Here is a 12464-nt window from a genome sequence, read left to right as displayed (position 1 = left end):
CGGTTCCTCACCTCGCGACGGCCTGCCCGACATCCTTGCGGGAGAACGCCAGATAGCCCACGAAGCCGAGGATGGCGACCGTCCAGGAGAGCGTGACCGGTCCGAGGCCCATGGCGAGGCCGCCCCGGGCGTGACTGACGGCCATCCAGTCGGCGACGGACGCGCCGAGCGGGCGCGTGATGACGTACGCCGTCCAGAACGCGGCCACCGCGTTCAGGGCGCCCCACCGGTGCGCGACGGCCGGTACGGCGATCGCGACGGCGTACAGGACGGCGGAGCCCAGGTAGCCGAGGCCGATCGTGGCGGTGAGGTCACCGGCGGCCGTGCCCAGCGCGAAGGTCGCCAACACCGTTGCCCAGTAGAAGAGTTCACGGCGCCGGGTGTGGATGCTGTGGATGGACAGCGTGCCCTCGGAGCGGTACCAGAGGGCGAACACGGCAGCCAGGGCTGCCATGAAGAACGGTGTCGAGACCGCGTACGGCACACCGAGGCCGACATGCAGGACGTCGGCGGCCATCGTGCCGAAGACACTGACCATGACCACCGCGGTCCAGTAGATCCAGGCCACGTACCGCCGGACGGCGAACTGCACCGCGAGCGCGGCCACCAGGGCGACGCAGCCGAGACCCACGGCGGGGATCGGGCCGAAGGCGTGGGCCAGGAAGTCGGAGGCCGTCTCGCCCATGCCGGTCGTCAGTACCTTGATGATCCAGAAGTAGACGGTCACCTCCGGCACCTTGCTCGCCGTGCGGAGTACGTGGCCCGGAGGCCGATGGTGCGCGAGGTGATCTGTCGTCATGGCAGGCACGATGACACGGTGTCCGGTGGTCGTCCCAGCCCCCTTTGCCAGAGCTTTTGCGCTTCTGGTGCGTGAGTTGGCCGAGGCCCGTCCGAGCCTGAACACAACCTGAACGCGAGGACCGATCGCCTGGTCAGCGGCGTGCGGCCGGTGATAGAAGCATCGCTCCGGCGCCTCGGCGACCACCACCATGGCGCCCCGAAGGGGACCGGCGGACCATACCGCCGATCCCCTCGTGAGCGGTGCTGCCGACAGACAGCGCTACCAGCGATACCAACGGCCGCTCCCGCCCTTCGGACGGGCCACGAAACCGACGAGCCACAGCACCAGCACGATGATCGCGACCCACCAGAGGATCTTCAGCGCGAAACCCGCGCCGAAGAGAACCAGGGCCAGCAGAAGAACAAGAAGCAGCGGAATCATAGTTTTCAACCTCCGAGCCTCCGAGTGCCCGCCGATTCCCACTTCACTCCCACGGATTCTCCGAGTGGGGCCCCCAGCAGCGGAGACCGCGGGCGAGAAAGTCCGGAACCACCACCACAGCGGCCCGGCGCGGTGGCGTCACCGGGACTCGGGCGGGGCATCTTCCAGTACAGGGCATCGCCGTCAGGGGATTCCCTGCCTGGCTGACGCACCGGGGCCATCACATACTGGCGGTGCCTGCCGGGAACGGAAGATCCGCGGTCCGCGGGACGCCTTCGGCACGGGTGGGCGTACACGCGGGCGGACGGGTCGACCGTACGAAGGAAGGGAGCACGGCATGGGCATGCGGGGTTCTCGTTTCCACCGGGGGTACGCCATGACCGCACGTGACGAGGCCGCTCGCGGCCTGAGCGACATCGAGGGCTTCCTGTACGAGGAGGCCCACCTGGGAGCGGCCCGCCGCCGTCTGGCGGACCTCACCGCGCGCGTGGAGGGGCTCACCGCCGAACAGCGGCGGGACATCGGGAAGTGGTACGTCGACGAGCAGCGGTATGTCGCCCGCATGGTGACCGACCACATCGCCGAACGCGTCGACGCGATGGAGGCACGGCACCAGGCCCGCATCCGGCAGTGGCTGCGGGGCACCCTCGTCGCCATGGTCCTGGTCACGCTGGCGATGGGCGCGTGCGTGGTGGTGGTCCTGGGATCGTCGCGCTGACGACCGCGCCCGGCCCGTGACCGGCGCCACGGCGCGCTCCGCACATGGATCCGGGTGGCCCTTCCGGAGGAAAGGACCACCCGAGCCGGACGGAGGGACGCCGCCTCTACGCTTCTGCCGCGCGCTACTTCTGCCGCGCCAGCCAGTCGGCGAAGCGCGTTCCGGCGATGTGCGCGTCAGGACCCGGCAGGAGTGTGCTGTCCTCCAACTCGGCGCCCCAGTAGGTCGCTTGCGGGTCCGTGACGATCTTGCGGGGGTCGTCCTGGGCGCTGAGGCCCATGCGGATGAACTCCTCCAGATGGAACACCTCGGGACCGGCGACCTCCACCACCCCGCCCACCGGGTCCGCGACCGCGGCGCGGGCCACGGCCTCGGCCACGTCGTCGGAGACGATCGGCTGGATCTTCGCGTCGGGCAGATGCACCGTGTCGCCCTGGGTGACCCCGTCCGCGAGCCCCTTCGCGAACTCGAAGAACTGGGTGGCGTGGACGATGGAGTAGGCGTTGCCGGACGCCTTGATCAGGTCCTCCTGGGCCTGCTTGGCGCGGAAGTACCCGCTGCCCTGGAGGCGGTCGGTGCCGACCACGGACAGCGCCACATGGTGCGCGACGCCCGCCTCGGCCCCCGCCTTCAGCAGGTTCGTCGTCGAGGTGCGGAAGAAGTCCATGACCGCCCGGTCCTCGAACGAGGGCGAGTTGGACACGTCGACCACGACCGACGCGCCCTTCAGCACCTCGGCCAGCCCCTCGCCCGTCAGCGTGTCGACGCCGGTGCTGGGCGCCGCCACGACCACCTCGTGTCCCTGCTCGCCGAGCCCGGCGACCGCCTTCGAACCGATGAGCCCGGTGCCACCGATCACTACGACCTTCATGACGGAATTCCTCTCGGGTGTGCGTGATGCCTGCACACAGAGAGACCGGGCACCGGCTCCGTCTGTGACACCGCCGGTTCGACGAGTTTTCCCGTGGCCGAGACGTCCTGCGTCGACGGCGGTCAGGAGGGCGGTGTGGCGCCGCCGTCCAGTGCGGTCACGTAGGGGGCGAGCTTCTCCGGGTTCATGACCCACAGGGCGCGTTCGACACCGCGTTCCGAGATGTCGAGGGTCAGCAGCACCACCGGCGTCCCCCCGGCCGAGACGAGGACGGCCGGGCCGCCGTTGGCCTCGACCCAGCGGGTCTCCTTCTCCGGCCAGAAGCGCGGCGCGAAGGCGGCGAGGTACCGGGATACGTGCACCAGGCCGACGACCGGGAACCTGGACGCCCCGCGCAGCCCGTTCCCGTCGGTGTAGCTGACGACGTCCTCGGCGAGGATGTTCTCCAGCACCGCCAGATCGCCGGTCTGCGCGGCGGCGAGGAACACCTCCATCAGCCGCCGGTGCTCGGTGGCGTCGACGGGCTTGCGGCGTTCCGAGGCGATGTGTCGGCGGGCCCTGCTCACCAGCTGGCGGGTGTTGGGCTCGCTGGTCTCCAGCATGTCGGCGATCTGCCCGTAGGGGTAGTCGAACGCTTCCCGCAGCACGTAGGCGGCCCGTTCCACGGGATTGAGCCGCTCCAGCAGGAGGAGCACCGCCGTGTCGAGCGCCTCGGCCCGCTCGGCGCCCAGCTGCGGATCCGCGCGCGTGTCGACCGGCTCCGGCAGCCAGGGGCCGATGTACGACTCGCGCCGCACCCGGGCGGACTGGGCGACGTTGAGCGCCAGCCGGGCCGTGACGGTGGCGAGGAACGCCTTCGGCTCGCGGACGACGTCACGGTCGGTGTGCTGCCAGCGCAGCCACGCCTCCTGGAGTACGTCCTCGGCCTCGGTGGCGCTGCCGAGCACGCGGTAGGCGATGCCGAAGAGCCGGGGCCGCGCCGCCATGAAGACGTCCGCCGCCTCGTCGAGGGAGTCCGTGCCGACCCCGATACCCATGCGTGCCGCCTTCAGTTCCGACCCGGTTCGCGCGAGCGCCCGCCCATCGTACGGCGGCCCTCGCGCCCCGCTCGCGACCGCCGGGCAGGTCAGACGCCGTTCTCGGGTCGCGCGGCGGTATCGCGGCCGGCGTCGAGTTCGGTGACCAGGCCGCGCAGGACGGGGCCGTACTCGGGGTGGGCGAGCGCGAACGCCATCTGGGCGACCAGGTAGTCGGCCGGATTCCCGGTGTCGTACCAGCGGCCCTGGATGACCTGTCCGTACACCGCGCGGGTGGCGGCGTAGGCGTTGATCGCGTCGGTCAGATAGACCTCGCCGGTCCTGCGCTCGTACCAGCGGCGGGTCTGCTCGCGGAGTTCGTCGATGATCCCGGGGGTGACGACATAGCCGCCGATGGCCGCGTACGCGGAGGGCGCGGCGGCCGGCTCGGGCTTCTCGACCAGGCCGGTGATGCGCAGTTGGCCGTCCCCGAGGTCCTCCTTGACGACCGGCACGCCGTAGCGCTGGGACTCGACGGGGTCCATCGGCATGAGGGCCAGCACCGGGCAGCCGGTCTGCTCGTAGGCGCGGGCCAGTTGCTGAGCCCGGGGGATCTCCGCCACGAAGACGTCGTCGGGCCACAGCACGAGCACCGGTTCGTCGCCGAAGGCACGGGCCGCGTTGAGCACGGGGGTGCCGTTGCCGTAGGGGCCGTACTGGTCGAGGTAGGTGATGTGGCCCTGCCGGGCCAGCTCCGCGACCTCCTCCACCGCGTCCGCGTAGGCCGTCTTGCCGTCCTCGCGGAGCTGGTCGACGAGGGCGGGGTTGGGGCGGAAGTGCTCCTGGATCAGGGACTTGCCGCCGGAGACGACGATGGTGATGTCGGTGATCCCGGAGTCCACCAGCTCGCGGACGGTGTGCTCGATGACCGGCTTGTCGCCGACCGGCAGCATCTCCTTCGGCGTGGCCTTCGTCAGCGGCAGCAGCCGGGAGCCGAGCCCTGCGGCGGGAATCACGGCCCTGCGAATCGTCGGGGACATCACGTCTCTCTCCGGTCGGGCGGCACCCGCCGGCAGGCGGGCACACCGTGCCGGGCCGACGCTACCAACCGCCCGTGGCCGGCCTCGTGCGGCGCCCTGGGGCGAAGCCGAGGAGAAGGTCGAGCGGGTCGACGCGTGGCCGTCCCGGCAGTGACGGTTCGACGATAGTGAGACCACGTCGGTCACGGGAGAGCTGTGGACGTCCACACTCCGTCTGCGGGTTCCAAAAGGGCAGGTGCCGCCCACCCGGGAGAAGTGCGGAAGGCGAGCCGGCCCGGGCGCAGCCGGCCGGCGAGGTGGAGCGTGCGGGTCGGCTCGTCGTAGCGGTGCAGACGGCCGCCGGTCTCCGCCGCCAGGCGCACTCCGTGGGCGTCGGCCAGTCGCGCGGTGAAGTCGCCGACGACCTCGCCGGGGCGGATGCCGATCTCGGCGGCGAGGTAGTAGGCGGCGAGCTTCGAATGCCGGGTCACCGACGAAGTCGTCGCCGGGACCCACGTCGTGATCGTCGGAGTGGTCGAAGTGGCGGGCGGACGGGCCGGGTTGCCGCTGGCGTACTTCCGGGGGCGGTTCGGCCGGCTGTCCATGGGCGACTGACTTCAACTCCGCCGGGGCTCCGCGAACCGTACCGGCGCTGAGTTCGTCCTCCACCACCCGGTGCGTCTACTGGGCTGGCGGCTGCGGACGCCAGGTGCCGTCGAGGGGGATGTCGGCGGCGGCTGCGATCCGGTCCCTGGACGCGAGGAGGCGAGCCCTTAGGGCCGGCAGGTCCACGTCCACCAGTGTGCCGTTGCGTTTGACCACCCGGCCGGTGACGAGGACGGTGTCGACCAGGCCGGGGTGGCCGGCGCTGACGATGGTGGCGGCCGGGTCGGTGACGGGGAAGACGGTCAGGTCGTCGGTGCGCAGGAGGATGATGTCGGCGTCCTTGCCGGGTGTGATGCTGCCGGTTCGGGTGGCGAGTCCGCAGGAAGCGGCGGCGTCGACGGTGGTGAAGGCGAGCAGGTCGCGGGAGCGCAGGCCGCCGTCCAGGCCGCGCTGGACGGCGAAGGCCGTGCGCATGGTGGAGAACATGTCGCCGCCTGCGGAGGGGACGTCGTCGACGGACAGTGTCGGGCGCAGTCCGGCGGCCATGGCGCGGCCGGTCATCGGGGTGCCGAAGCCCATCTTCAGTTCGACGTCGGGGCTGATGGACAGCGAGCTGCCCGCGTCGGCGAGCATGCGCAGTTCGTCGTCGCTGAGCCCGTTGCCGTGCACGAAGGTGGTGGTGTCCCGCAGCAGGCCGTGGTCGCGCAGTTCGGCGACGGCCCCGCTCACGATGTCGACGTGCAGGCTGGTGCGCAGGCCGAGTTCGGCCGCCAGCTTCAGTTCGTGGGCGACGGTGTCCATGTCGGTGGCCTCGGGACCCCGCAGTCCGAACGCCATGGTGACCGCGCCGCCGTCGAGTCGGGAGCGGACGCGGCGGACGGCGGCGTCGACGGGGTCGGCGGTGCCCCATCCGGCGCCGAGGCAGAAGATCGACCGTCCGGGCGCGTCGCGCAGTGCGGCGACGGCGGCGTCCTCGTGCTCGGGGGTCTGGGCGACGTGGTACCAGTCCAGCATCGTGGTCACGCCGGAGTGGAGGGCCTCCAGGCGGCCGAGGAGGGTGCCCGCGTAGACGTCCTCGGGCTGGTAGTGGGGTTTGACGGTGCCGTGCATGGCCGCCGCCCACTGGGCGAACGTCCAGTCCGCGCCGACGCCTCGGAACGCGGTCTGCCAGGTGTGGCGGTGGTTGTCGACGAAGCCGGGCATGACGATCCGGTCGGTCGCGTCGATCACCTCGGCGTCCGGGGCTTCGATCCGTGCGGCGACCTGGACGATCACGCCGTCCTCGATGAGCACGTCGCCGCGGGCGAGATCCCCGACGGCCGGGTCCATGCTGACCACGGTGCCGCCACTGAGCAGGGTTTTCATCGGATGCGCTCCTTCGCAGATGTTTCCGGATGGATCAAGGTCAGGTGGTGGCGGCCGTCGCGATCGCGCGCAGCCGGACGCCGGTCAGGCGCGGACGGCTTGGGTTTTCTGCCGTAGGTGGCCGATGAGGGCGAGCGTCAGGGCCAGGCCGCCGGTGAAGTACAGCTGCACGCGGGTGTCGTCCTGGCGGGCCATGAGGGCCAGGACCGCCAGCACTCCGGCCAGTGCCACCCACGTCAGGGCCGGAAAGGCCCACATCTTCACGATCAGCTTCTCGGGTGCCTCCCGTTCCAGCCGGCGGCGCGTCCGCAGTTGGGCGGCGGCGATGAAGCCCCACACCACCAGCACGGCCACGCCGACCATGTTGAGCAGCCAGGCGAAGACCGTCTGCGGCCACCAGTAGCTGAGCAGCACCGCCGCGAAGCCGAAGGCGGAGGAGGCGATCACCGCGCGCCTCGGGACTCCGCCGGAGACCGTGCCGAGGGATTTCGGGCCGTGTCCGCGGGCGGTCAGGGAGTACGCCATGCGGGAGGAGCCGTAGATGTTGGCGTTCATCGCCGACAGCAGGGCGACTAGGACGATCACGTTCATGACCTGGCCGGCTGCGGGGATGTCGAGGTGGTCGAGGGCCGCCACGTACGGGCCGCTGGTGGTGACGGCGGGGTCGCTCCACGGGATCAGCGTGACGATGACCAGCATGGAGCCGACGTAGAAGACGGCGATCCGCCACATCGCGGTGCGTACGGCTGTGGCGACGCCGCGGACCGGGTTCTCTGACTCGGCGGCGGCGATGGTCACCGTCTCCAGGCCGCCGTAGGCGAAGACCGAGGTGAGCAGGCCGATGACCAGGCCGTTCGTACCGTGGGGCAGGAAGCCGCCGTCCCCGGTGAGGTTCGTTGTGCCCGGGGCGTGGGTGCCGGGCAGCACGCCGAAGATCGCGAGGCCGCCGAGGATCAGGAAGAGGGAGATCGCGCCGACCTTCAGCGCGGCGAACCAGAACTCGAACTCGCCGAAGTTGCGGACCGCCGCGAGGTTCGTGGCGCAGAACGCGGTCATGAACAGCAGGACCCACATCCAGGAGGGCGTGCCGGGGAACCAGCCGGTCATGATGCCCGCGGCGCCGATCGCCTCGGCGCCGACGCCCACGCACAGCAGGGTCCAGAACATCCAGCCGGCGGTGAAGCCGGCCCAGGGGCCGATGGCCCGCTCGGCGTGCACCGAGAACGATCCGGAGGCCGGGTCGGCCGCCGACATCTCGCCGAGCATGCGCATCACCAGCATGACGAGCACGCCGGACAGTGCGTAGGCGAGGACGATCGACGGTCCGGCCGCCGCGATACCCGCGCCGGAGCCGACGAACAGGCCCGCGCCGATGACACCGCCGAGGGCGATCATCGACAGATGGCGCTGCTTGAGCCCGTGGGCGAGCGAGGTGTCGGTACGGGGCGAGTCGCCGTCGGATGTGTCCGCGAACGCGGTGTTGGCGGAGCGACGGTTGTGCAGGTGGGACATGGACATGCACCTCTTCGTCGAGCTGCTGGGCTCAAGGGCCGCTTACGGCCGGAACCGGCTCTGATGGTGTGGTTCAGGCAGTGGCTGTGGCGGTGTGCACGGCGTCGGCGGCGGCCAGTGCGTCGGCGACCAGGTCGGCGGTGTCCTCGGTGCCCGCGGCCAGCCGGACCAGGCCCGGCGGAACCGACTCGGCGATCTGGTCCTCGCTGAGCATCCCGCGCCACATGGACGCCGGGTGCACGGCCAGGGACTCAACGCCGCCGAGGCTGGCCGAGCGCAGGGAGTAGCGCAGCCTGCCGAGGAACGCGTCGGCCGTCTCGAAGCCGCCGGTGAACTCGATGCCGAGCACCCCGCCGAAGCCGCTCATCTGGTCGGCCGCCAGCTTGTGCTGCGGGTGGGACGGCAGGCCGGGGTAGTGCACCTCGGCCACGGCGGGATGCCTGCTCAGCGCCTCGGCGAGGGCCTGGCCGTTGGCGTTGTGGCGGGGCACGCGCAGGGGCAGGGTGCGCATGCCGCGCAGCAGCAGCCAGGCGTCGACAGGGCCGAGGGTGGCGCCGGTGAGGAGGCCGACGTCCCAGATCCGGTCGAGGAGTTCGGCGGATCCGGCGATCACTCCGGCGGAGACGTCGGAGTGGCCGTTGAGGTACTTGGTCGCGCTGTGCCAGACCAGGTCGATGCCGTACTCCGCCGGGCGCTGGTTGAGCGGGGTGGCGAAGGTGTTGTCCGCCATGGTCAGCACGTCGTGCGCGCGGGCCAGGTCGGCGACGGCCCGCAGGTCGGTGATCTGGAGCAGGGGGTTGCTGGGCGTCTCGACCAGGATCAGACGGGTCTGGGGGGTCAGGGCCTTGGCGAATGCTTCGGGGTCGGTCTGGTCGACCTGGGTGGTGGACACACCGAGGCGCGGGAGCAGGTTCATCAGTACCGAGCCGGTGCCGCCGTAGGTGGACCTCTGCCCGATCACATGGTCGCCGGCGGAGACCAGGGCGAGGACGGCGGTGGTGAGCGCGGCCATCCCGGACGCGGTGACCAGGGCCGCCTCGGTCCCCTCCAGCTCCGCGACGACAGCCGCGACCTGGGCGTGGTTGGGGTTGCCGAAGCGGGTGTAGAAGTCCTTGCCGCGCGGTTCGACGGCGCCGCGGGCGAACGTCTCGCCGTCCTCGGCCCAGAACGTCGCCGTCTGGTAGATGGGCGGTGCCACGGCACGGGTGGGATGGATCCCGCGATCGGCGTGGACGGTGATGGTGCTCTTGCCCGGCATGGCTGCCCTCCGTGGACCGTTGAGGTGACGCCATGAAGCGTGAGCGACCAACGCCAGGAAATGTCCTGATCCCGGCAACTTCGGCAGTAAATTGCGCCCACCGTGGGCTCAGGATTGTGGTACTCGATCGCCTGGCGCAATAATCTGCCGTCATGGATGAGGTGGACCGGGCGATTCTCGCCGTGCTCGAAGACAACGGCCGGATCAGCAACAACGAGCTCGCCGCCCGGGTCGGGCTGTCGCCGTCCCCCTGCCTGCGGCGCGTGCGGCAGTTGGAGGAGGCCGGGATCATCCGCGGTTACCGGGCGCTGATCGATCCGGCGGCGGTCGGTCGCAGTCTGCGGGTGTTCGCCGGGGTACGGCTGATGCGGCACACCCGCGCGGACGTGATCGCGTTCGAGCGCGGGATCACTGGGCTGTCCGAGGTGGTCGCCTGCCACCACATCACCGGCAACTTCGACTACCTGCTCCAGGTCGAGGTCGCCGACCTGCCCGCCTACGAGGACTTCCACGCCAACCAGCTGGCCGCCCTGCCCGCTGTGGCCACGGTGACCAGCTACGTCACCATGAAGACGCTCTCCGCCGGCCCCAGTTGACGGTCGTGGCCTAGCCGGTCACAGGGTGATGGTGCCGCGGACACGGATGACGGCGGCGCCGCTGACCCAGACCGTGCCGTCCGCATCGGCGCCGACCTCGATCCTCGCGGCGCGTCCCACTCTCGCGCCCTGGGAGACCCGGTAGTGGGCAGGTGCGGCGCCGGTGGAGATGAGCCACTGTCCCACGGCGGCGTTCATGCTGCCGCACGCGGGATCCTCGGGCACGCCGGCGCCCGGGGCGAACGTACGCAGCTCGAAGGCGTACTCGGATCCCTGGGGCCGGGCGCCGATCGCGCCGACCATCGCGTCCGGGATCAGGGCCAGGTCGGGTTCGAGGGCGAGGACCTCCTCGGCGGTGGCCAGCTGGAGCACGGCCCAGCCGGGACCGTTGTCGACCCACTGATGAGCCACGACCCGCTCCCGCGTGATGCCGAACGCGGCCACGATCCGCTTGAGGTAGTCCTCGTCGAGTGCGCCGGTACGGATGCGGGGCGGGGCGGCGAAGGACAAGGCGTCCTCGCCGCGGCGCACGGTGACCAGGCCGGCCGCGCACTCCTGCACGAGGTGCCCGGCATGACGCGGGGTACCGCCGCCGTCCAGCCAGGCGCGGGCGGAGCCGAGGGTGGGGTGCCCGGCGAACGGCAACTCGCCGCCGGGCGTGAAGATCCGCAGCCGGTAGTCCGCCTCGGGGACCGTCGGGGGCAGGACGAACGTGGTCTCGGACAGATTCGTCCAGCGCGCCAGCTGCCGCATCTGCTCATCGCTGAGGTCCGTCCCGTCCAGGACGACCGCGACCGGGTTGCCGGAGTAGGGGGTCGTGGAGAACACGTCGACCTGCATGAACTCCCGGGTGCGCGACATGGTCATGAACACCTTTCAGCAGAGGCCGTCACTGGGGCCATCTCAACGGCTGCCCACGTCACCGTGACAGGGCCAGTCACGGCCGAGTGGACTGATTACCGCGTCCCGGTCGGGATCGCCAGGAGGCCGCCGACGAAGGTGTGCGTGGGGTTGAGGTCGCACAGGGCGTCGCCCGGGCGGTGGGCGGGGTGAAGGCCCACACTCGTCCGAGCCCGTGACCTTCACTGCCGCAAGGTCGATACTTGTCGCAGGAACGTCCCAGCCACCCCCGCCAGAACCCGCTTCCGACCGCCATGGACCCCCACGGACCGCCCGGACCGATCACCGATGAGCCCCCTCTCTCTGATCAGCAAAAGCACAGGTCAGGGACATATCTACCAGTCTCGCCAGGAGGTACCCATGAAGATGCTGATCAACGTCGCGGAGACCGTGGTGACGGACGCGCTGCGGGGCATGGCAGCCGCTCACCCCGAGTTGACGGTGGACATCGAGAACCGGGTGGTCGTACGGCGGGACGCCCCCGTGGCGGGGCAGGTCGCGCTGGTCTCCGGTGGTGGGTCGGGGCACGAGCCGTTGCACGGGGGGTTCGTGGGTCCGGGGATGCTGTCGGCGGCCTGTCCCGGTGAGGTGTTCACCTCGCCCGTGCCGGATCAGATGGTGCGTGCCGCCGCCGCCGTGGACAGCGGGGCCGGGGTGCTGTTCATCGTGAAGAACTACACGGGTGACGTCCTCAACTTCGACATGGCGGCCGAGCTGGCCGAGGACGAGGGCATCCGGACCGCCAAGGTGCTGGTCAACGACGACGTCGCCGTCACCGACAGCCTCTACACCGCCGGGCGGCGCGGTACCGGCGCCACCCTGTTCGTCGAGAAGATCGCCGGGGCCGCCGCGGCCGAGGGGCAGCCCTTGGAGCGGGTGACGGCGATAGCCGAGCAGGTCAACGAGAACTCGCGCAGCTTCGGCGTCGCGCTCAGCGCCTGCACCACGCCCGCCAAGGGCAGCCCCACCTTCGATCTGCCGCCGGGCGAGCTGGAGTTGGGCGTCGGCATCCACGGCGAGCCGGGCCGGGAGCGGCGGGCGATGATGACCTCGGGCGAGATCGCGGACTTCGCCGTGAACGCCATCCTGGAGGACATGCCGGCGCGCAACCCGGTGCTGGTCCTCGTCAACGGCATGGGCGCGACCCCGCTGCTGGAGCTGTACGGCTTCAACGCCGAGGTGCACCGGGTGCTCGCCGAGCGCGGGGTCACCGTCGCCCGCACACTGGTGGGCAACTACGTCACGTCCCTCGACATGGCGGGCGCCTCGGTCACGCTCTGCCAGCTCGACGAGGAACTGCTGCGGCTGTGGGACGCGCCGGTGAAGACGCCGGGACTGCGCTGGGGCGTGTGACACGGCAGCGCGGCCGGCCAACTCACCC

General features: G+C 70.9%; 12 protein-coding genes and 1 pseudogene. 3 read left to right on the top strand and 10 right to left on the bottom strand.

Translation table 11 applies throughout. The features are described from left to right. Nucleotides 1–7 precede the first annotated feature (7 nt). Both ACIQPR_RS20500 and ACIQPR_RS20495 read right to left on the bottom strand, forming a co-directional pair. Nucleotides 8–799 (bottom strand): hypothetical protein, encoded by a 792-nt coding sequence (locus tag ACIQPR_RS20500; protein WP_403650270.1) that lies wholly within the window; start codon nucleotides 797–799, stop codon nucleotides 8–10. A gap of 261 nt (nucleotides 800–1060) precedes the next feature. Next, nucleotides 1061–1222 (bottom strand): hydrophobic protein, encoded by a 162-nt coding sequence (locus ACIQPR_RS20495; RefSeq protein WP_403650268.1) that lies wholly within the window; start codon nucleotides 1220–1222, stop codon nucleotides 1061–1063. Nucleotides 1223–1598: 376 nt separating this feature from the next. On the opposite strand from ACIQPR_RS20495, the gene ACIQPR_RS20490 reads away from it, so the two are divergent. Further along, a complete protein-coding gene (locus ACIQPR_RS20490; RefSeq protein ID WP_403650267.1) occupies nucleotides 1599–1940 on the top strand; it encodes a hypothetical protein in 342 nt (113 codons plus the stop codon). A 124-nt stretch (nucleotides 1941–2064) separates the two neighbouring features. Here the strand turns inward: ACIQPR_RS20490 and ACIQPR_RS20485 are convergent, their stop codons facing one another. From ACIQPR_RS20485 to ACIQPR_RS20455, 7 genes and pseudogenes are all read right to left on the bottom strand, one after another. Next, nucleotides 2065–2811 carry an SDR family oxidoreductase gene (locus ACIQPR_RS20485; protein ID WP_403650265.1) on the bottom strand — a complete coding sequence of 249 codons (747 nt, stop codon included), beginning with the start codon at nucleotides 2809–2811 and terminating at the stop codon, nucleotides 2065–2067. Nucleotides 2812–2933: 122 nt separating this feature from the next. Continuing rightward, the gene (locus ACIQPR_RS20480; protein ID WP_403650263.1) at nucleotides 2934–3848 is read right to left on the bottom strand and encodes an RNA polymerase sigma-70 factor; all 915 of its coding nucleotides are present in this window, start codon (nucleotides 3846–3848) and stop codon (nucleotides 2934–2936) included. Nucleotides 3849–3937: 89 nt separating this feature from the next. Next, nucleotides 3938–4867, bottom strand: coding sequence for a UTP--glucose-1-phosphate uridylyltransferase (locus tag ACIQPR_RS20475; protein WP_403650261.1), 930 nt, complete (start codon nucleotides 4865–4867; stop codon nucleotides 3938–3940). Between the two features lie 257 nt (nucleotides 4868–5124). Continuing rightward, nucleotides 5125–5319: pseudogene (locus ACIQPR_RS20470) on the bottom strand (Cro/Cl family transcriptional regulator); the annotation flags it as partial. 208 nt (nucleotides 5320–5527) lie between these two features. After that, nucleotides 5528–6817: an amidohydrolase family protein gene (locus tag ACIQPR_RS20465; protein ID WP_403650259.1), complete on the bottom strand. Its 1290-nt coding sequence runs from the start codon at nucleotides 6815–6817 to the stop codon at nucleotides 5528–5530. Nucleotides 6818–6901: 84 nt separating this feature from the next. Beyond that, nucleotides 6902–8212, bottom strand: coding sequence for an amino acid permease (locus ACIQPR_RS20460; RefSeq protein ID WP_403650633.1), 1311 nt, complete (start codon nucleotides 8210–8212; stop codon nucleotides 6902–6904). Nucleotides 8213–8402: 190 nt separating this feature from the next. Continuing rightward, nucleotides 8403–9587, bottom strand: a complete 1185-nt coding sequence (locus tag ACIQPR_RS20455) for a trans-sulfuration enzyme family protein (protein ID WP_403650257.1) — start codon at nucleotides 9585–9587, stop codon at nucleotides 8403–8405. 152 nt (nucleotides 9588–9739) lie between these two features. Between ACIQPR_RS20455 and ACIQPR_RS20450 the strand changes: the two genes are divergently transcribed. After that, a complete protein-coding gene (locus ACIQPR_RS20450; RefSeq protein ID WP_403650255.1) occupies nucleotides 9740–10183 on the top strand; it encodes an Lrp/AsnC family transcriptional regulator in 444 nt (147 codons plus the stop codon). A gap of 18 nt (nucleotides 10184–10201) precedes the next feature. On the opposite strand, the gene ACIQPR_RS20445 is transcribed toward ACIQPR_RS20450, so the two are convergent. Continuing rightward, nucleotides 10202–11044: a PhzF family phenazine biosynthesis protein gene (locus ACIQPR_RS20445; protein WP_403650252.1), complete on the bottom strand. Its 843-nt coding sequence runs from the start codon at nucleotides 11042–11044 to the stop codon at nucleotides 10202–10204. A 399-nt stretch (nucleotides 11045–11443) separates the two neighbouring features. Here ACIQPR_RS20445 and dhaK point away from each other — a divergent pair, with 399 nt between their 5' ends. Further along, nucleotides 11444–12436, top strand: coding sequence for a dihydroxyacetone kinase subunit DhaK (gene dhaK / locus ACIQPR_RS20440; protein WP_403650249.1), 993 nt, complete (start codon nucleotides 11444–11446; stop codon nucleotides 12434–12436). Nucleotides 12437–12464 lie beyond the last annotated feature (28 nt).

Source organism: Streptomyces sp. NPDC091280 (assembly GCF_044768565.1).
Lineage (GTDB): Bacteria > Actinomycetota > Actinomycetes > Streptomycetales > Streptomycetaceae > Streptomyces.
This window is presented reverse-complemented; position numbering and strand designations above follow the sequence as displayed.

What these genes read in the sequence shown, in the direction of transcription:
- ACIQPR_RS20500 (WP_403650270.1), bottom strand. Translation starts at nt 799, where the DNA reads ATGACGACAGATCACCTCGCGCACCATCGGCCTCCGGGCCACGTACTC.
- ACIQPR_RS20495 (WP_403650268.1), bottom strand. Translation starts at nt 1,222, where the DNA reads ATGATTCCGCTGCTTCTTGTTCTTCTGCTGGCCCTGGTTCTCTTCGGC.
- ACIQPR_RS20490 (WP_403650267.1), top strand. Translation starts at nt 1,599, where the DNA reads ATGACCGCACGTGACGAGGCCGCTCGCGGCCTGAGCGACATCGAGGGC.
- ACIQPR_RS20485 (WP_403650265.1), bottom strand. Translation starts at nt 2,811, where the DNA reads ATGAAGGTCGTAGTGATCGGTGGCACCGGGCTCATCGGTTCGAAGGCG.
- ACIQPR_RS20480 (WP_403650263.1), bottom strand. Translation starts at nt 3,848, where the DNA reads ATGGGTATCGGGGTCGGCACGGACTCCCTCGACGAGGCGGCGGACGTC.
- ACIQPR_RS20475 (WP_403650261.1), bottom strand. Translation starts at nt 4,867, where the DNA reads ATGTCCCCGACGATTCGCAGGGCCGTGATTCCCGCCGCAGGGCTCGGC.
- ACIQPR_RS20465 (WP_403650259.1), bottom strand. Translation starts at nt 6,817, where the DNA reads ATGAAAACCCTGCTCAGTGGCGGCACCGTGGTCAGCATGGACCCGGCC.
- ACIQPR_RS20460 (WP_403650633.1), bottom strand. Translation starts at nt 8,212, where the DNA reads ATGATCGCCCTCGGCGGTGTCATCGGCGCGGGCCTGTTCGTCGGCTCC.
- ACIQPR_RS20455 (WP_403650257.1), bottom strand. Translation starts at nt 9,587, where the DNA reads ATGCCGGGCAAGAGCACCATCACCGTCCACGCCGATCGCGGGATCCAT.
- ACIQPR_RS20450 (WP_403650255.1), top strand. Translation starts at nt 9,740, where the DNA reads ATGGATGAGGTGGACCGGGCGATTCTCGCCGTGCTCGAAGACAACGGC.
- ACIQPR_RS20445 (WP_403650252.1), bottom strand. Translation starts at nt 11,044, where the DNA reads ATGTCGCGCACCCGGGAGTTCATGCAGGTCGACGTGTTCTCCACGACC.
- dhaK (WP_403650249.1), top strand. Translation starts at nt 11,444, where the DNA reads ATGAAGATGCTGATCAACGTCGCGGAGACCGTGGTGACGGACGCGCTG.